General features: G+C 67.1%; 13 protein-coding genes, 1 tRNA gene, 6 pseudogenes and 1 other annotated feature. Of the genes and pseudogenes, 11 read left to right on the top strand and 9 right to left on the bottom strand.

What is annotated here, in order from left to right:
- Positions 1 to 506 precede the first annotated feature (506 nt).
- The 5 genes and pseudogenes from E1P53_RS18550 to E1P53_RS20875 form a co-directional block, all read right to left on the bottom strand.
- Positions 507 to 945: pseudogene (locus E1P53_RS18550) on the bottom strand (MspA family porin); the annotation flags it as partial.
- Between the two features lie 32 nt (positions 946 to 977).
- Positions 978 to 1478 (bottom strand): annotated as a pseudogene (locus tag E1P53_RS18545) (transposase); the annotation flags it as partial.
- Positions 1479 to 1511: 33 nt separating this feature from the next.
- Positions 1512 to 2689, bottom strand: a pseudogene (locus E1P53_RS18540) (IS3 family transposase).
- Between the two features lie 69 nt (positions 2690 to 2758).
- Positions 2759 to 3513: pseudogene (locus tag E1P53_RS20880) on the bottom strand (IS3 family transposase); the annotation flags it as partial.
- Positions 3098 to 3229, bottom strand: a sequence feature (AL1L pseudoknot). Its footprint overlaps the pseudogene before it by 132 nt.
- Positions 3514 to 3534: 21 nt before the next feature.
- A complete protein-coding gene (locus E1P53_RS20875; protein ID WP_244941225.1) occupies positions 3535 to 3921 on the bottom strand; it encodes a hypothetical protein in 387 nt (128 codons plus the stop codon).
- Positions 3922 to 4088: 167 nt separating this feature from the next.
- Between E1P53_RS20875 and E1P53_RS18520 the strand changes: the two are divergent.
- Positions 4089 to 4431 (top strand): annotated as a pseudogene (locus E1P53_RS18520) (hypothetical protein); the annotation flags it as partial.
- A gap of 12 nt (positions 4432 to 4443) precedes the next feature.
- Positions 4444 to 4568: pseudogene (locus E1P53_RS21150) on the top strand (IS3-like element IS987 family transposase); the annotation flags it as partial.
- A gap of 685 nt (positions 4569 to 5253) precedes the next feature.
- On the opposite strand, the gene E1P53_RS18515 reads toward E1P53_RS21150, so the two are convergent.
- Together E1P53_RS18515 and fabG are read right to left on the bottom strand one after the other, a co-directional pair.
- A tRNA-Gln gene (locus tag E1P53_RS18515) sits at positions 5254 to 5325 on the bottom strand.
- Positions 5326 to 5437: 112 nt separating this feature from the next.
- The gene (gene fabG, locus E1P53_RS18510) at positions 5438 to 6193 is read right to left on the bottom strand and encodes a 3-oxoacyl-ACP reductase FabG (protein ID WP_131735133.1); all 756 of its coding nucleotides are present in this window, start codon (positions 6191 to 6193) and stop codon (positions 5438 to 5440) included.
- Between the two features lie 276 nt (positions 6194 to 6469).
- Between fabG and glmU the strand changes: the two genes are divergently transcribed.
- The 5 genes from glmU (at position 6470) to E1P53_RS18485 (ending at position 10858) form a co-directional block, all read left to right on the top strand.
- Entirely contained in the window at positions 6470 to 7954 is a 1485-nt protein-coding gene (gene glmU, locus E1P53_RS18505; protein WP_131735381.1) for a bifunctional UDP-N-acetylglucosamine diphosphorylase/glucosamine-1-phosphate N-acetyltransferase GlmU, read from the top strand.
- Positions 7955 to 8033: 79 nt separating this feature from the next.
- The gene (locus E1P53_RS18500) at positions 8034 to 9011 is read left to right on the top strand and encodes a ribose-phosphate diphosphokinase (protein ID WP_006900479.1); all 978 of its coding nucleotides are present in this window, start codon (positions 8034 to 8036) and stop codon (positions 9009 to 9011) included.
- Positions 9012 to 9187: 176 nt separating this feature from the next.
- Complete coding sequence (gene arsC / locus E1P53_RS18495; RefSeq protein WP_131735132.1) at positions 9188 to 9529, top strand: arsenate reductase (glutaredoxin); 342 nt, start codon at positions 9188 to 9190, stop codon at positions 9527 to 9529.
- 120 nt (positions 9530 to 9649) lie between these two features.
- Positions 9650 to 10003 carry a VOC family protein gene (locus E1P53_RS18490; protein WP_006900477.1) on the top strand — a complete coding sequence of 118 codons (354 nt, stop codon included), beginning with the start codon at positions 9650 to 9652 and terminating at the stop codon, positions 10001 to 10003.
- Positions 10004 to 10060: 57 nt separating this feature from the next.
- A complete protein-coding gene (locus E1P53_RS18485; RefSeq protein ID WP_040526775.1) occupies positions 10061 to 10858 on the top strand; it encodes an SDR family NAD(P)-dependent oxidoreductase in 798 nt (265 codons plus the stop codon).
- A 594-nt stretch (positions 10859 to 11452) separates the two neighbouring features.
- Here E1P53_RS18485 and E1P53_RS18480 read toward each other — a convergent pair.
- Entirely contained in the window at positions 11453 to 11911 is a 459-nt protein-coding gene (locus tag E1P53_RS18480; RefSeq protein WP_131735131.1) for a limonene-1,2-epoxide hydrolase family protein, read from the bottom strand.
- Positions 11912 to 12150: 239 nt separating this feature from the next.
- Here E1P53_RS18480 and E1P53_RS18475 point away from each other — a divergent pair, with 239 nt between their 5' ends.
- The 3 genes from E1P53_RS18475 (at position 12151) to E1P53_RS18465 (ending at position 14569) form a co-directional block, all read left to right on the top strand.
- The gene (locus E1P53_RS18475; RefSeq protein ID WP_006900474.1) at positions 12151 to 12762 is read left to right on the top strand and encodes a 50S ribosomal protein L25/general stress protein Ctc; all 612 of its coding nucleotides are present in this window, start codon (positions 12151 to 12153) and stop codon (positions 12760 to 12762) included.
- A gap of 28 nt (positions 12763 to 12790) precedes the next feature.
- A complete protein-coding gene (gene pth / locus E1P53_RS18470; RefSeq protein ID WP_040526773.1) occupies positions 12791 to 13357 on the top strand; it encodes an aminoacyl-tRNA hydrolase in 567 nt (188 codons plus the stop codon).
- 195 nt (positions 13358 to 13552) lie between these two features.
- Entirely contained in the window at positions 13553 to 14569 is a 1017-nt protein-coding gene (locus tag E1P53_RS18465; RefSeq protein WP_109237126.1) for a beta-ketoacyl-ACP synthase III, read from the top strand.
- A 77-nt stretch (positions 14570 to 14646) separates the two neighbouring features.
- On the opposite strand, the gene E1P53_RS18460 is transcribed toward E1P53_RS18465, so the two are convergent.
- Positions 14647 to 15516: a type IV toxin-antitoxin system AbiEi family antitoxin domain-containing protein gene (locus tag E1P53_RS18460; protein ID WP_165484447.1), complete on the bottom strand. Its 870-nt coding sequence runs from the start codon at positions 15514 to 15516 to the stop codon at positions 14647 to 14649.
- 142 nt (positions 15517 to 15658) lie between these two features.
- Here E1P53_RS18460 and E1P53_RS18455 point away from each other — a divergent pair, with 142 nt between their 5' ends.
- Complete coding sequence (locus E1P53_RS18455; protein ID WP_006900470.1) at positions 15659 to 17263, top strand: peptide chain release factor 3; 1605 nt, start codon at positions 15659 to 15661, stop codon at positions 17261 to 17263.
- Positions 17264 to 17271: the final 8 nt, after the last annotated feature.

The raw sequence follows: 17271 nt of genomic DNA, 5'->3' as shown, positions 1-17271 counted from the left end.
GGTTCGACGGCGCACGTCCCTCCCGCTCGCTGACCGACCCGCCACTTTGACCAGGTACTCGCACGATTGGGGTCTGTCCGGCCTCGGGGATGTCAGTGGGCGCGTGCGCTCCCATGTTGGGACCCGGCCCCTCCGGCACGTTGGTGTCGCTCGGAACCGTCGGCGCAGTCACCACCGGGGGCAGCGAGGTCGTGGTCGTCGTCGGACCCGGATCGTGACAGACGTACGGAACCGGCGGTGGCGGGGCTTCTGAGGCCGGACGCCCATTGGATGCCGCCCAGGTCTGCGCCCACGCACTGTTGTAGGCAGCCGTCTCACGCGCACACCGCTCAGCCGGGGTTTCAGCGCTCGCCGGATCGGCCGGCACCACCAACGTGGCCAACACAGCCAGCACCGAGACCACCACAATAACGACGGCCGCGAACAACACTCCCCTGTGCCCGATCGCGCTCCTCAGACGAACACCGCTCATGCCCCGATCCCCCCCGATCGTCGCCAACTAATAATCAGAGCCACATACGGGCGGAGTAGATGTTGATCGTGTCGTCAGCGGTTGGTGTCGACGCCGACAACCGCACGATCACGCGCACCGTCGTCGGACCCGCGCAGCCATCCACCCTCACATGGACCCGCTTCGCGCGGATCGAGGCACGATTGGCCTGCAATGTCTTCTTGCCCAACGAAATCTCAGTGATCCGCCCCGGCTTGAGCTTCGCCGAGATCGACGGGCTCACCGACGCCGACCCACCCACAGTCACCCCGGGAACACCACTGATCGTGACATTCGCATTCGGCCCGACCGACGAACCGAACCCAAACGTCGCCCCGTCACTGACATCGACCTGGCACCCCGACAACCAGAAACTGCTCGAGGACCGCGGACTGCACCGGCTGGGACGGCTGACGCCCCTTCGCCGGGGTGATCAGGGCACCGACCCGCGCCGACTGAACCGTCCTGGGTCGGATGGAGACCTGGTTTAGGCCACCTCCGCTTCGGAGGCGACGGTCTCACGGTAGCGCGTCTCGTACTCGACCGGCGGGCAGTAGCCGATTGCCGAGTGCAACCGTTCGGTGTTGTACCAATGCACCCATGCGGCGGTTTCGCGTTCGACCTCGGCTCGTCCGGTCCAGGAGCGCTGGCGGTCGATGAGTTCGCTCTTGTACAACCCGATCGTCGATTCCATCAACGCATTGTCCAGGGCATCGCCAACTGAGCCGATCGAGCCGGCCAGGCCGGAGTCGCGTAGCGCCTCGGTGAAGGCGAACGAGGTGTATTGACTTCCCGCATCGCTGTGATGAATCAAACCTGTTGCAGTAAAGGAGAAGTCGGTCCTTCTTCGGGTGAACAGGGCCTGCTCGAGAGCGCTGGTCACCAGCGGTGTCGTCTTGCTCGTCATCACCCGCCAACCCAGGATCCGTCGCGAGTACACATCGACCAGAAACGCTGTGTAGACGAATCCCGACAGCGTCCAGCAGTAGGGCGTGAGGAACGAACTGGTGACAGGTTCGGTTTAGGCCGCGAGTGTGAGCGGCTCGGCTAGCTTGGCTTCGAACTCGATGGGCGTCAAGCCGCCGAGGGTGTCCTGGGCGCGCTGGCGGTGATACTTCCGCTCGATCCAAACGACGATGGCGAGTCGCAGCTCCTGCCGGGTCGCCCACCGCTGCTGGTTGAGGACGTTCGTTTGCAGCAGTGACCAGAACGACTCCATGGCCGCGTTGTCCCCCGCAGCGCCGACTCTTCCCATCGATCCGACCATGTCGTGGCGGCGCAACTCGCGGGCCATCGCGCGGCTGCGGAACTGGCTGCCCCTGTCGGCGTGCAGGATGCAGCCGGCGACCTCACCGCGGCGCGCGACAGCATTTCGGACGGCGTCTACGGCGAGTTTCGCGGTCATCCGATCTGAGATCGAGTACCCGACGATTCGGTTGGAGAACACGTCCTTGATCGCGCAGCAGTAGAGCTTGCCTTCGCTCGTCCAGTGCTCCGTGATGTCCGTGAGCCAGAGCCGGTTCGGTGCATCGGCGCGGAACACGCGCTGGACGTGGTCGTCGAACACGGGCGGCCCGGCCTTCTTCCCCTTCCCGCGTCGCCGGCGTTGCGCGGACGAGAGAATCCCCGCCTGCGAGCACAGCTTCCACGCCGTCCGCCGGCTCATCCGCCACCCCGCTCGGCGGGCCTCGTCGGCGAGGTATCGGTAGCCGAACGTCGGGTCCTCGTGGTGCGCATCATGCAGCGCGTTGATCCGATATGCGCGGAGCACGTCCGCGTCCCGGACGGGGTCGTTGCGCCACCGGTAGTAGGGCTGGCGGGCGAGCTTGAGAACCCGGCACGACACCGTCACGGGGATCCCCGCGTCGGCGAGCTCAGATACGAGCGGGTACGTCATTTTGGGGAGCCACCAAGCCGCAGGTTCGCCTGCGACAGATACGCCGCCGCACGGCGGAGGACCTCGTTCTCCTGCTCGAGCAACCGGATCCGCTTCTTCAACTCCCGCGCCTCGGCGGCGTCCGCGGCGGTCTGGCCGGGACGGTTACCGTCTTCGACGTCGGCTTGACGGAGCCAGTTCTGCAACGTCGCTTCGCTGATACCGAAGTCGGCGGCGATCTGTTTGATGGTGACGCCGCTCTCGCGGCTGCGAGCAACCGCAACGACGTCCTCGCGGAACTCTCTGGGATAGGGGCCGGGCATGATGACATCCTCCCCGTCAGCGCCTCCCGGCACTAACGATCAGTTGTCACCAGTTCGTTCCTCACGCCCGTAGGTGAAATCCGCCACCCACCACTGGTCCGGACGCGACGGCAGCGACCACTGCCGATCCACTAAATCAGGATGGCGCGGCGCGCGATCATCACGCTGGGTTGTGCTTGTGCGGTGCTTGCCGCGCACGACTCCGGTGATGCCGCAGATCTCCATCAGCCGGCCTACCTGATCGCGGCCCATCACCCGGCCCTCACGGCGCATCGTGTGCCACAGTTTACGAACGCCGTACACGCCGCGATTACGCTGAAACGCCTGGTAGACGGTATGAGCGTCGTACGCCTCGGCCATTTGTGTTGCCGAGACCGGACCCGCGTGTTTGCGGGCGTAGTAGGTGGATGGGGCGATCTGCACGCCGTGCTCGGTCAGCACTCGGCAGATCGGGGCGACCCCAAACCGGCCCTTGTGAGCGTCGATGTAGTCGACGATCACCGCAGTCGGCGGTCGACCTCCGCCGCTGCGAAAAACGCCGACGCGGTCTTCAAAATCTCGTTTGCCCTGCGTAATTCGGCGTTCTCCTTGCGAAGCGCAGCCAGTTCGGCGTCCTGTTCGCTCACCGTCGTCGTTCCCCGTGTGGTGACAATCGGCTTATCCTTCTCGATCCAGTTGCGCAACGTTGCCTGGTTGATGTCGAGCAGCGCGCCTACATGCTCGCGGGCGGCGAGTTTCGCGCCGCTGTGCTCGGCGAGGTGGTCGTGATACATCCTCACAGCCCGCTCGCGGGTCTCTGGATCGAACTTCCTTGGTGCAGCCATACCGGCATTCTCCTGGTGAGATCACGGTCTCCACCAGACCCAGGACGGTTCAGACATCCAGCCCTCACGCGAGGCAAAGCTGTTGGCAATGTTGCTCATCGGGTTCACGACCAACTCGCTGGCGCGCAACTCGATCTTCCAACCGTCATCGGTGACCAGCGAGTCGTACTTCGTCGCCAACGGCGTCGGCGCAGCCGAACCAACCCCGGCGCCACACACCAACGCCGCCAACCCAACACACACCAACGACACAACAAAGCAACCGCGAAAGAGCATCCCGACCCCTTTGCCCCAAGCACCAAGCGGCACCATTCGAGACTTCACGATGCGTGCAGGACCTGGTCCCCCGATCTCGACACCGCGAAGCGACAGTTCACCATCATAAAGTAACGGCAACCACTCTGGCACGACCAACGCGGGTCGGCAACGTATCGCGCCGATGGCGATGCACTCTGTTCACCTGCGGGCTCTCGGAGGAAACTGAGTAATGATCAGAACCTGTGGATGCCCCCCGGCAGGGGCGTTAGAGTGGCCGAACCTTCCCGAGGACGATCTGAGTATCTGAAGGTCTGATCATGAGCCGGCGTCGGCGCGCCGGTTCGGGAAGTACGCTCACGCTCACCGAAGTTCACGACACCGATGAGGCCAACGCCGACGATGTGGTGCTGGTCGGTGATCATTCGTGACGGCGCCCGCCAGATGCTGGCCGCCGCGTTGCAGGCCGAGGTCGCCGCCTATGTGGCCATGTTTGCTGATCAGCGTGACAAAAAGGGCCACCGCCTGGTGGTGCGTATCGTCTATCACCATCCGCGTGAGGTGCTGACCACCACCGGAGCCGTTGAGGTGAAGGCGCCGCGGGTCAACGACCGCCGCGTGGACCCCGATGCCGGGCACGCAAACGGTACTTCATCTCTTGTTGAGGATCGAGTCATGTCAGGTTCGAGGAAGTACCCGGCCGAGTTGCGTCAGCGCCTGTGCGGATGGTCGCCGAGGTACGTGGCGAGCATTCGTCAGAGTGGGCAGCGATCGAGTCGGTTGCCGGCGGCGCAGGGGTCGTAGTGGGTGGACGGCGCGATCTTGCAGCCGTGCGCGGTCAGCTCGCGACAGATCGGCTCGACGCCGTATTCCTGCTTGTGTTCGTCGATGTAGTCGACGATCAACGATTTCGATGGTCGAGCTCCACTGTGAAGAAGGTCGACGCAGACTCCAGAGTATCGTTGGTCCGCTTGAGTTCTCGCCTATGCCCCCTAAGTCGGCGGAGCTCCTCCGGTGCCAGTAGAGGATGACTTTCTTGTCTCGGCGATCTTCTGTCAGCCGGAGCAGCCGTACCTCAACGGGGTGGACCCCAAACTCACTACCGGACAATGCAGCTGGCCGGGGTACAAACTGTGGTACAAGAATCGGCCAGATCGCAAGATTTTCGCCGACGGCACGACGACTCCAGCACCCACCGCCACTGTGGAGTAGTGCGTGCACCGTCAATGGTGGGCATTGACTGGCAAAGTTGATTTCCCTTGTCGACTACTGTCGTTCGAGTCAGGAAGACGGGTTCCAATAACTGCGAGTACGAATTTGGAGGATCCTGCCTGATCCCCTCGCCAGACCCCGGCAGGTGTTGGAGCACCTGGGCGGGGTCGTTCAGTTTTCGAGGGGCCTCGCGCGCGATATCGAGACAAGATGTCGATATGAGGAGCTACGAGCCGAGATGAAAACCGGCTTTGAACTGGCCTTTTACTGAAGCTCCCCCACCAGGACTCGAACCTGGAATGCCTGAACCAAAATCAGGAGTGTTGCCGATTACACCATGGGGGATCAACGCGCAGACGATTGTGCCACAGGCGCAGGAACGCCTCGCCGGCGCGACCTCGTTTCGGCGGTGCGACGTCGATCGAAGTCGCACCGCCGAAACGAGGTCTGGCAGTCGTCAGTCCTTCGGGCCGCCGGCGACGTAGATGACCTGGCCGGAGACGAAGCCGGCGCCCTCGCTGATGAGGAACGACGCGGTATGGGCGATGTCCTCGGGGACGCCGACGCGGTTGACCGGGATCTGGGCGGCGGCGGCCTTCTTGAAGTCCTCGAACGGCACGCCGATGCGCTCTGCGGTGGCGGCGGTCATCTCGGTCTCGATGAAGCCGGGGGCGATGGCGTTGGCGGTGACGCCGAACTTGCCGAGCTCGATCGCGAGGGTCTTGGTGAAGCCCTGCATGCCAGCCTTGGCGGCCGAGTAGTTGACCTGGCCGCGGTTGCCGAGCGCCGAGGTCGACGAGAGGTTGACGATCCGGCCCCAGTTGGCGTCGACCATGTACTTCTGGGCGGCCTTGGTGACGTTGAAGGCACCGCGCAGGTGGACGGCCATGACGGCGTCCCAGTCCTCGACGGTCATCTTGAAGAGCAGGTTGTCGCGGGTGATGCCGGCGTTGTTCACCACGACGGTCGGAGCACCCAGCTCGGCGGCCGCCTTCTCCACCGCGGCGTTGACCGAGTCGGCGTCGGCGACGTTGGCGCCCACGGCGATGGCCTTGCCGCCCTTGTCGGTGATCGCCTTCACGGTGTCGGCGCAGGCGTCGGCGTCGAGGTCCAGGACGGCCACGGCCAGACCGTCGTCGGACAGGCGCTTGGCGATCGCCGCGCCGATACCCCGGGCGGCGCCGGTGACGATGGCGGTCTTCTGCGTGCTCATTGCATACCTCCGTTGGTCGATGGGCACCGGGAGACACCCCGGCACACGTGCGGCCCGCCTCCCCGCCCGCGGTCGAACGGCACAACTCACCGATCGAACGCTCGGGGAAGCAGATCTCTTGTGTTCTATCAGCTGCGACCGTCGAACAACAGGGGATGAAAAGTGCAACCCGCGGGCGCATTCGTCCCAAAAGGCGCGGCGCGTGTCCACCACCGACTACCGGTGCGTAGGATCGCACCCGACGTGAACACCGATCAGGAAGAGGGTGGACATTCGATGTCGGGAACGTCGTCGTCGGTGGCCGTGATCGTGTTGGCCGCGGGCGCCGGTACCCGGATGAAGTCCAAGACCCCGAAGATCCTCCACACCATCGCCGGCCGAAGCCTCGTCGGACACGCCCTCCACGGCGCCGCCGGGCTCGACCCCGACCATCTGGTCGTCGTGGTCAGCCATCAGCGGGAGCGGGTCGTCGCCGCCGTCGAGGACATCGCGACCGAGCTCGGCCGCGAGATCGGCATCGCCGAGCAGGACGAACCCCGCGGCACCGGCGACGCGACCCGCGCCGGACTCACCGCCCTCCCCGAGGGCTTCGACGGCACCGTCGTCGTCACCGCGGCCGACGTCCCGCTCCTCGACGCCGACACCCTGCGCGCCCTCATCGAGACCCACACCGCCGGCGACGGCGCCGCGGTCACGCTCACCAGCTTCATCGCCGACGACCCGACCGGGTACGGACGCATCATCCGCACCGACGACGGCGCGGTCCGGGCCATCGTCGAGCACAAGGACGCCACCGCCGAGCAGCGCGCGATCGACGAGGTGAACGCCGGTGTCTACGCCGTCGACGCGGGGGTCCTGCGCGACGGCCTGTCGAAGCTGTCGACCGACAACGTCCAGGGCGAGTACTACCTGACCGACATCGTCGAGATCGCGCGCGAGGCCGGCCAGACCGTCCGCGGATTCACCGTCGACGACCCGGTCCTCGTCGCCGGCTGCAACGACCGCGCCCAGCTCGCCGACCTCGCCGCCGAACTCAACCGGCGCATCGTGCGCCGCCACCAGCTCGACGGCGTGACCGTCGTCGACCCGGCCACCACCTGGATCGACATCGACGTGACGATCGAGCCCGACGTCCGGATCGAGCCCGGAACCCAGCTCAAGGGCCGCACCCACATCTCCACCGACGCCGTGATCGGCCCCGACACCACGCTGACCGACGTCACCGTCGGCGAGGGCGCCCAGGTGATCCGCACCCATGGCAGCGACGCCGTCATCGGCGGCAACGCGAGCGTCGGGCCGTTCGCCTACCTGCGCCCCGGCACGGTCCTGGGCGTCGGCGGCAAGATCGGCACCTTCGTGGAGACCAAGAACGCCACCATCGGCGACGGCTCGAAGGTCCCCCATCTCACCTACGTCGGCGACGCGACCATCGGCGAACACTCCAACATCGGGGCGTCGAGCGTCTTCGTGAACTACGACGGCGTCAACAAGCACCGCACAGTGATCGGCAGCCACTGCCGGACCGGTTCGGACAACATGTTCGTCGCCCCCGTGACCGTCGGGGACGGGGCGTACACCGGCGCCGGAACCGTCGTACGGCAAAATGTACCGCCGGGAGCCCTTGCGGTCTCGGCGGGAGCACAGCGTGTCATCGAGGACTGGGTCGTGAACAAGCGGCCCGACACCGCGTCGGCACGGGCGGCACTCGAGGCACGCGACAATGTGTCCGAGGCACGCGACAAGGACTCCGGGTCCGCCTAGCGAACCCGCAGACGGTGCCCGTCCCCCGTCGGGCATCACCCAGCAGAAGATCGACATCGAAACGGACAGAAGAGTTTTCATGACCTGGACCACCGACAACCAGAAGAACCTGATGCTGTTCTCTGGTCGTGCCCACCCCGAACTGGCTGAAGCCGTCGCCGAAGAACTGGGCATCAAGGTGACACCCCAGACGGCACGCGACTTCGCCAACGGCGAGCTGTTCGTCCGTTTCGAGGAGTCCGTCCGCGGCTCGGACGCCTTCGTGCTGCAGAGCTGCCCCTACCCGATGAACCAGTGGGTCATGGAGGCGCTCATCATGATCGACGCGCTCAAGCGCGGATCGGCCAAGCGCATCAGCGTGATCCTGCCGTTCTACCCCTACGCGCGTCAGGACAAGAAGCACCGCGGCCGTGAGCCCATCTCCGCTCGCCTGATCGCCGACCTGCTCAAGACCGCCGGCGCCGACCGCATCATCACCGTCGATCTGCACACCGACCAGATCCAGGGCTTCTTCGACGGCCCGGTCGACCACATGCACGCCCTCGGCCAGCTCGCTCAGTACGTCTGCGACAACTACGGCACCGACAACGTCACCGTCGTCTCCCCGGACTCCGGCCGCGTCCGCGTCGCCGAGAAGTGGGCCGACGCCCTCAACGGCGCTCCCCTGGCGTTCATCCACAAGACCCGCGACCCGCTGGTGCCCAACCAGGTCAAGTCGAACCGCGTGGTCGGTGAGGTCGAGGGCCGCACCTGTGTGCTCATCGACGACATGATCGACACCGGCGGCACCATCGCCGGCGCGGTCCGCGTCCTCAAGGACGCCGGTGCCGGCGACGTCATCATCGCCACCACCCACGGCGTGTTCTCCGACCCGGCCGCCGAGCGCCTCGCGAACTGCGGCGCCAAGGAGGTCATCGCGACCGACACCCTGCCGATCCCGCCGGAGAAGCGCTTCGAGAACCTCACCGTGCTCTCGATCGCCCCGCTGCTCGCCCAGACGATCCGCGAGGTCTTCGAGAACGGCTCGGTCACAAGCCTCTTCGACGGCAGCGCGTAGGCCCTCCGTTCTCTCTCACGCCGCGCCCGGATGCTCACACGAGCCTCCGGGCGCGGTCGTTTCCACCCACCCCGCGGCGACGCTGCGGCACCCGCCCCCGAACCGGGCACGAAAACGCCGGTCCGCCCCGGCCCCTCCGCCGCCCGATTCGCCGTTCGCTGGGTACCGTTGACGACGTGGACGCGACGATCTATCACAACCCGAAGTGCTCGACCTCCCGCAAGGCGCTGCAGGCCCTCCGCGACGCCGGGATCGAACCCACCGTCGTCAAGTACCTCGACGAGCCCTACACCCGCGAGCAGCTGGTGAAGCTCTTCGCCGATGCCGGCCTGACCCCTTCCCAGGCGGTCCGCAAGCGCGAGGCGCTTTACAAGGAACTGGACCTGGCCTCCGCCACCGACGACGAGATCCTCGACGCGATGGTCGCCCATCCCATCCTCGTCGAACGTCCGATCGTGGTGACGGACAAGGGAACCCGCATCCCGCGTCCGTTCGAGAAGCTCGAGGAGATCCTTTGAGACCACGCTGACCCCAACCGGGGCGCCTTCTTCCCCGCCCCGGGGAGACGGCGTTAACATCCCGGCGGCGCCCGGCCTCGGTCGAGGCGCCACCCATCCCCTTCGAGTCATGGAGGTTTCATGAGCGGGTACGAGCCCAAGATGATCATCCTGTCCACCGAGAACCTGGACGAGTCGATCAAGTTCTACACCGAGACCCTCGGATTCTCGCTGAAGTTCCGCGACGGCGCGCACTTCGCCGCACTGGACGGCGGCGCGGTCACCATCGCCCTGGCCACCCCCGTCGACCACCCGATCCCGGGCAAGATCGTCCTCGGCATCAAGACCGCCGACGTCGACGCCGCTGCCAAGGCCATCGAGGACAACGGCGGCGCGATCATCAAGGGCCCTTACGACGACGCCCACGAGCGCCGTGCCGTGGTCTACGACAACGAGGGCAACGGCCTCGTCTTCTACAGCCCGCTGAAGCGCTGACGAACATCACGTCCCTCCGCTGGGCACCCGCCGCGTGTGCGGCGCTACCGTGACGACGTGGATCTACAGCTGACAGGTAAACGGGCCATCGTGACCGGCGGCAGCAAGGGCATCGGACTCGCGGTGGCACGCGGGCTGTCCGCGGAGGGCGTGGACGTGGTCATCGCCGCCCGTTCGGCCGAGCCTCTCGAGGCCGCCGCACGGGCGGTGGCGGCCGAAACCGGTGGCCGGGTGATCCCGGTCCCCACCGACACCGGCGTCGACGAGCAGGTCCGCGCGCTCGTCGACCGCGCCGTCGACGAACTCGGCGGCATCGACATCCTGGTCAACTCGGCGGCCACCCCGTGGAGCGCGGGCAAGCCCGCCGACTGGGCCGCCACCTCCGACGACCTGGTCCGCCGCGAGGTCGAGATCAAGGTCCTCGGTTACCTGCGCGCCGCCCGGGCCGTCGCCCCGCACATGATCTCCCAGGGCTGGGGCCGCATCATCAACATCAGCGGACTCGGTGCGCGACAAGCGAACTCGATCGCCCAGACCATCCGCAACGTCAGTGTCTCCGCCCTGACGAAGAACCTGGCCGACGAACTCGGGCCGCACGGCATCAACGTGACCGTCGTCCATCCCGGCCGCACCCGCACCGAACGGCTCACCGACCGTCTCGCGAAGAAGTCCGCCGAGACCGGGGTGCCGGTGGAAGAACTCGAGGCCGAACTGGCCACCAACTCGCTGCGGCGGATCATCGACGCGAGCGAGGTCGCCGACGTGGTCACCTTCCTCGCCTCACCGCGCAGCATCGCCATCAACGGCGACGCGGTCGCGGCCGGCGGCGGGATCCCGGGGCCGGTCTTCTACTGAAGCCGCACCCCCTGCTGAACCCGCAGAACGGGGTCGACGGGGGCACTTTCGCGCTGACCGATGTCGTGGCGGCGGTGTCGAGCGGCCAGAGCGACGATTCGCCCGACGCCGGCCGCCTCGCCGAGGCGGCCGAGCACTTTTTGGGACTCGACGCAGGACGGCGGCCGATACCCGCTCACCACATGGCCGACGACCACGCTGCAGCACGCTCGCCGGCCGGCCGATCGCGCTATGGGCTGTCCGCACGACGACGACCACCGCTACGGGTTCGGGGTCGGCCGCGCCCACAGCCGGCGATCGACGCCGGCCCGGAGTTCATCCGCGAGCGCTATCTACCGTCCCGTGCAGGCGCCGGCCACCAGCGCACCGGCCCTGGTCTGGTACCACGGCGGCGGGATGATCATGGGGTCGCTGCACTCGTTCGCACCGCCGATCAGAGCTCACCCGCGAGCGCTCAACCCCGCCAGAGCTCACCGGCGAACGCTCACCGCCGGCCAGAGCTCACCGCCGGCCAGAGCTCACCGCCAGGCCCTCACCGCCGGCCAGAGCTCACCGCCAGGCCCAGACCGCCGGCCGCAGCTCACCGCCGGAGGCTCAACCCCTGCCGACGACCGCCGGTGCGGGAGCCGGCAGCGGCTTCTGCAACGACGGCACGGCCAGCGCCGCGATCGCGCGGACGAGCGCCTTCGTCATGTCGAAGTAGTCGAAGTAGTCCCGCCACACCGCGATGCGGCCCTCGCGGACCTCGAAGCGCCCGCACACCCAGAACTGCAGGTGCAACCTGCCGAACCGCAGTTCGTCGACGCGCTCGGTCAGCACGACCCCGGCGTCGTCCGAGCTCACGTTGATCATCCGATAGTTGAAGCCGATCCAGGGCTTGCTGCCGACCCCGCCGAGGACGCCCGCGACCTTGCGCTTCCCGTGGATGGTCGGCAGGGACACGTTGGTGTAGGCGATGTCGTCGTCGACGTTCTCCATCGCGGCGGCGGTGTCGCCGCGTGCGAACGCATCCAGGAAGTCGGTCACGATCCGGATCGGGGTGTGTGAGGTCATGTCCCGAGTATGGCGGCTGCCACTCCCTGGAGGGACCTGATGTGACATCTGGGCAGGTCATCGACTATCCTGGCCCAGTTGTCTCGGCGAGGGTGACGTTGTCACCGTGATCGGCGCGACCACCGCTGCTCCTCCGGGCGCCCTTCTGCGCGGCCCCGCGGGTGTTTGGCGGTCGGACTCCGTGCCCGTTGCTCGTCGCGACGGACAAACGACCGCAACACCGATCAGAGGAGATCACCATGGCCACCAAGGCCGAGAAGCTGTCTGTCACCGCCCGCACCGAGAAGGGCAAGGGCGCCGCCCGTCGTGCCCGTCGCGAGGGCAACGTTCCCGCCGTGCTCTACGGCCACGGCACCGACCCGCAGCACCTGAACCTCCCGGCCCGCGAGTTCGCCGCGATCCTGCGCTCGCACGGCGCCAACGCCCTGATCGACCTCGACATCGAGGGCACCAGCCAGCTCGCGCTGACCAAGCAGGTCGACGTCCACCCGATCCGCAACTTCATCCAGCACGCCGACCTCCTCATCGTCCGTCGCGGCGAGAAGGTCACCGTCGAGGTCCCGGTCGTCGTCGAGGGTGACGCCGCCCCGGGCACCCTGGTCGTCCAGGACGCCACCAACATCGAGATCGAGGCCGACGCGCTCGAGATCCCCGAGAACGTCACCGTCAGCGTCGAGGGCCTCGAGGCCGGCACCATCATCCATGCCTCCGACGTGCAGCTGCCCGAGGGCGTCACCCTGGTCTCCGATGCGGAGCTCCCGGTCGTCTCGGTCACCGAGGCGCAGCGCGTCGTCGCCGAGGACGAGGGTGCAGAGGAAGCCGAGGGTGAGGCTGCCGAGGCTTCGGAGTAGTCCGGACCCGAACTACTCGACCCGAGTGGTGAAACTGATTGTCGGGCTCGGCAACCCCGGGCCCAAGTACGAGAAGACGAGGCACAACGTCGGCGCGATGGTCGTCGACGGCCTCGCCTCCTCGGCAGGCGAGCGCTGGAAGGTTCACAAGAAGTCCGGCGCAGAGGTCGCCGAGGTCCGCCTCGGCGGCCTGCCTGTTCTTCTGGCCAAGGCCCGCGTCTACATGAACGAGTCGGGCCGGCAGATCGGCCCACTGGCCAAGTTCTATTCCGTCGACCCCGCCGACCTCATCGTCGTGCACGACGAACTCGACATCGACTTCGGACTCGTGCGCCTGAAGAAGGGCGGCGGCGAGGGCGGCCACAACGGGCTGCGTTCGATCAGCCAGGTCATGGGCACCAAGGACTACCTGCGGGTGCGCATGGGCATCGGACGGCCGCCCGGGCGGCAGGACCCCGCCGACTTCGTGCTCAAACCGTTTCCGGCCGCCGACCGGGCCGAGGTCGAGCTCCTGGTCCGAAACGGTTGCGACGCCGTCGAACTGCTCGTCACGCAGGGGCTCGAAGCCGCTCAGAACACCGTTCACGCCTGGTAGCGCGAACCCACCCTCATCTGTTCGTCCCCGGCCGTCTGCGGGTTCCGCCCGCACCGACGGCGCCCTCCCCCCTCACGAACACCTGTCCGCCGGACCGCCCCCATCGGTAACGATGACGGGTCGGGGTGCGGTACTTCCTAGTAGGTGGCCGGGTGAGTACCGTCATATGCTGGGTCACATATCGGAAGGAAGACCATGGCAGTCATCGCGGACACCACAGGGATCAAGAACATCGGCATGCTCGGCATCGGCGCCTACCGGCCCGAGCGCGTGGTCACCAACGAGGAGATCTGCCAGCACATCGATTCCTCCGATGAGTGGATCTACACCCGCACCGGCATCAAGACCCGCCGCTTCGCCCGACGCGACGAGAGCGTCATGGAGATGGCCGTCAACGCCGGACGCAAGGCGATCGCGAACGCCCTGCTTCACGGTTCGGACATCGACGCGGTGATCCTCGCGACCAACACGCACCTGCTCCTGACCCCAGCGGGTGCGACCAAGGTCGCCACCGAACTCGGCGCCAACGGCGTCCCCGCCTTCGACGTCACCGTCGGTTGCGCCGGCTTCGGCTACGGCATGGCCCTGGCGTCGGACATGATCCGCGGCGGCAGCGCCACCCACGTGCTGGTCATCGGTGCCGAGCAGCTCTCGGTCACGCTCGACATGACCGACCGCACCAACTGCTTCATCTTCGGCGACGGCGCCGGCGCCGTGGTCGTCGGGCCCACCGAGGAGCAGGAGCTCGGCCCGGTCGTCTGGGGCTCGGACGGCTCGCAGTTCAACGCCATCCGCCAGGACCTTGACTGGGTGACCTTCCTCGACAGCGACCGCAAGCAGCGCCCGTACCTGCGCCTCGAGGGCACCGCGGTCTTCCGCTGGGCCGCCTTCGAGATGGGCAAGGTCGCCCACCGCGCCCTCGAGGCCGCCAAGATCGGCGCCGAGGATCTCGACGTCTTCGTCCCGCACCAGGCCAACGCCCGCATCAACGAGCTCCTCGCCCGGAGCCTGAAGCTGCGCGAGGACGCCGTCGTCGCCAACGACATCGAGTACACCGGCAATACCTCCGCAGCGTCGATCCCGCTCGCCATAGAGGACCTGCTCTCCACCGGCAAGGCCCAGCCCGGCCAGACCGCCCTGCTGCTCGGCTTCGGTGCCGGGCTCTCGTACGCCTCGCAGGTGGTCAAGCTGCCGCCGGTGCCGTTCGAGTAGGACATCAGCGTCGCCGACAACTTTTCACAGATGCGGCAGTTGGTTTCGGAGAGCGGAACCAATTGCCGCATCTGTCGTCAGACGTCGAGCGCCGTGCGGACGCACTCGACGACGTACTCGGGCCGCTCCTGCAGATCTGCCCAGGTGAAATTGAGGACGGTCCATCCGAGCGCGATGAGTTCGTTTCGGCGCCGACGGTCGCGCTGGAACGTGTCGGCGTCGCGATGGAAGGCCATGCCGTCGATCTCGACGGCCAGCAGCGCGTCGAGGTAGGCCACATCCACGAAGTACCCGCCGACGGGGTGGTTACAGACGAAGCCGCTGAGTCCGGCCTGGCGCAAGACCGTAACCGCCCGACGCTCCGCCTCCGACCGAGCACCCTCGCCGACGCGCGCGACCAACACTGCGATCTCCGCCGCGTCTTCCTTGTTTCGACGACGGCGCGCGGCCTTGCGCAGCTGCTCGATCGAGACACGGCGCAGGAGCAGCGCGTTGTCGAGGATCTGGCTGTCTCCCTCCACCGACGCCTCCAACACCGTCAGCGGCAAACATGTGACCGGCAGATGATCCCTCGTGACCGTCTCCGCGTCGTCGAGTGTCCGGTAGCGCACCCGGACGTCTTCGATCCGAGTGCCGTGACGGCTGCGAGGCGCCGTGACGGTGAACCTCTTCGGCGGATCGTCGACGATCTTGTGCCACCAGGCGGCCCCCAGCCCGGACAAGACGGCGTTCTTGCCGGCCGCGGCCACGGCCAGGCGTGCTCGGGTCCGTGCGGTGACGGGATGGTCGGCGAGGGTGTAGACCCCGCGCGAATGCGGCGTCCAGAGTCCGGCCTTCAAGCGCCGGTGGACTCCTGACCTGGTGAGTCCATGTTCGACGGCGTCGCCGATGGTGAACACTCCGTCACGGCCGAGTGCGTGGCGTCGAAGGCCCGGTGGCGTCTGCACGCGGATTGGACGCCGCCGAGCCCTGGCCGGTTCCGGCATCTGAGATTGCGGCATCTGGTCTCGCCATCCGGCACCAGTTGCCGCACCTGCCGTGTGGCCGCCGGTTTGGAGGCCCCCGACCAGCCGAGTAGCCTCGGATCTCGTGAGTTCTGACGTCGCATCCGAGGTCAAGCGCCGACGTACCTTCGCGATCATCTCCCATCCGGACGCCGGTAAGTCGACGATGACCGAGGCGTTGGCGTTGCATGCGCGCATGATCAGCGAGGCGGGCGCGATCCACGGCAAGGCCGGACGCAAGTCCACCGTCTCCGACTGGATGGAGATGGAGAAGGCCCGCGGCATCTCCGTCAGCTCGACCGCCCTGCAGTTCAACTACCTCGCCGAGCACAGCGAGCCGGGTGTCCCGAGCGTCATCAACCTCGTCGACACCCCCGGCCACGCCGACTTCTCCGAGGACACCTACCGTGTGCTGACCGCGGTCGACGCCGCGGTCATGCTCATCGACGCGGCGAAGGGCCTCGAGCCGCAGACGCTGAAACTGTTCCAGGTGTGTCGCCACCGCGGCATCCCGGTCATCACCGTCATCAACAAGTGGGACCGGCCCGGCCAGACGCCGCTCGAGCTGATCGACGAGATCACCGAACGCATCGGCCTGGTGCCGACGCCGCTGTTCTTCCCGGTGGGCATCGCCGGCGACTTCCGCGGCCTGCTCGACCGGCGGACCGGCGAGTACGTCCACTTCACCCGCACCGCGGGCGGCGCCAAGATCGCGCCCGAGGAGATCATGAGCGCCGACGCCGCGGCCGAGCGCGAGGGCGACGCGTGGACCGCGGCCGTGGAGGAGAGCGAATTGCTCTCCGAGATGGGCCAGGACCACGACCAGGAGCTGTTCCTCGCCGGGCAGACCTCGCCGATGATCTTCGCCTCGGCGATGCTGAACTTCGGTGTGCGCCAACTGCTCGAGACCCTCGTCGAACTGGCGCCGCCGCCCGGCCCGCGCACCGACGTCGAGGGCGGCGAGCGGCAGGTGACCGACCCGTTCTCGGCCGTCGTCTTCAAGGTGCAGGCCGGTATGGATGCCAGCCACCGGGATCGCCTGGCGTACATGCGGATCGTCTCCGGCGAGTTCGAGCGCGGCATGGTCGTCACCCACGCCCAGACCGGAAAGCCGTTCGCCACCAAGTACGCCCAGGCCGTGTTCGGGCGTGACCGCTCGACCGTCGACACCGCCTACCCCGGCGACGTCGTCGGCCTGGTCAACGCGACCGCACTCGCCCCCGGCGACACCCTGTACGACGGCCCGAAGGTCCAGTTCCCGCCGATCCCGTCCTTCGCGCCCGAGCACTTCTCGGCGCTGCGCGCGACGACGGCCGACAAGTACAAGCAGTTCCGCAAGGCGATGGATCAGCTCGACAGCGAGGGCGTCGTGCAGGTGCTGCGCAACGACACGCGCGGCGAGATGTCGCCGGTGCTCGCAGCCGTCGGCCCGATGCAGTTCGAGGTCATGACCGCGCGCATGAAGGCGGAGTTCAACGTCGACACCATCATCGAGCCGCTCGGGTACACGATCGCCCGCCGGACCGACGCGGAGAGCGCACCCGAACTCGACCGTCAGCGGGGCGTCGAGGTGTTCACCCGCACCGACGGCGCGATCCTGGCGCTGTTCAGCGACAAGTGGCGACTGCAGTACATCGAGAAAGAACATCCCGACCTGACGCTCGAGCCGCTCGTCGCGGCGGCGGACTGACCGTTGCA

This window comes from Gordonia paraffinivorans, from assembly GCF_900683595.1.
Taxonomy (GTDB): Bacteria; Actinomycetota; Actinomycetes; order Mycobacteriales; family Mycobacteriaceae; genus Gordonia; species Gordonia paraffinivorans.
Note: the sequence above shows the minus strand (reverse complement) of the source record. Positions and strands in the feature narration are given on the sequence as shown.

Coding starts and splice junctions, on each gene's coding strand:
- fabG (WP_131735133.1), bottom strand. CDS start 6,193: ATGAGCACGCAGAAGACCGCCATCGTCACCGGCGCCGCCCGGGGTATC.
- glmU (WP_131735381.1), top strand. CDS start 6,470: ATGTCGGGAACGTCGTCGTCGGTGGCCGTGATCGTGTTGGCCGCGGGC.
- E1P53_RS18500 (WP_006900479.1), top strand. CDS start 8,034: ATGACCTGGACCACCGACAACCAGAAGAACCTGATGCTGTTCTCTGGT.
- E1P53_RS18490 (WP_006900477.1), top strand. CDS start 9,650: ATGAGCGGGTACGAGCCCAAGATGATCATCCTGTCCACCGAGAACCTG.
- E1P53_RS18480 (WP_131735131.1), bottom strand. CDS start 11,911: ATGACCTCACACACCCCGATCCGGATCGTGACCGACTTCCTGGATGCG.
- E1P53_RS18475 (WP_006900474.1), top strand. CDS start 12,151: ATGGCCACCAAGGCCGAGAAGCTGTCTGTCACCGCCCGCACCGAGAAG.
- E1P53_RS18465 (WP_109237126.1), top strand. CDS start 13,553: ATGGCAGTCATCGCGGACACCACAGGGATCAAGAACATCGGCATGCTC.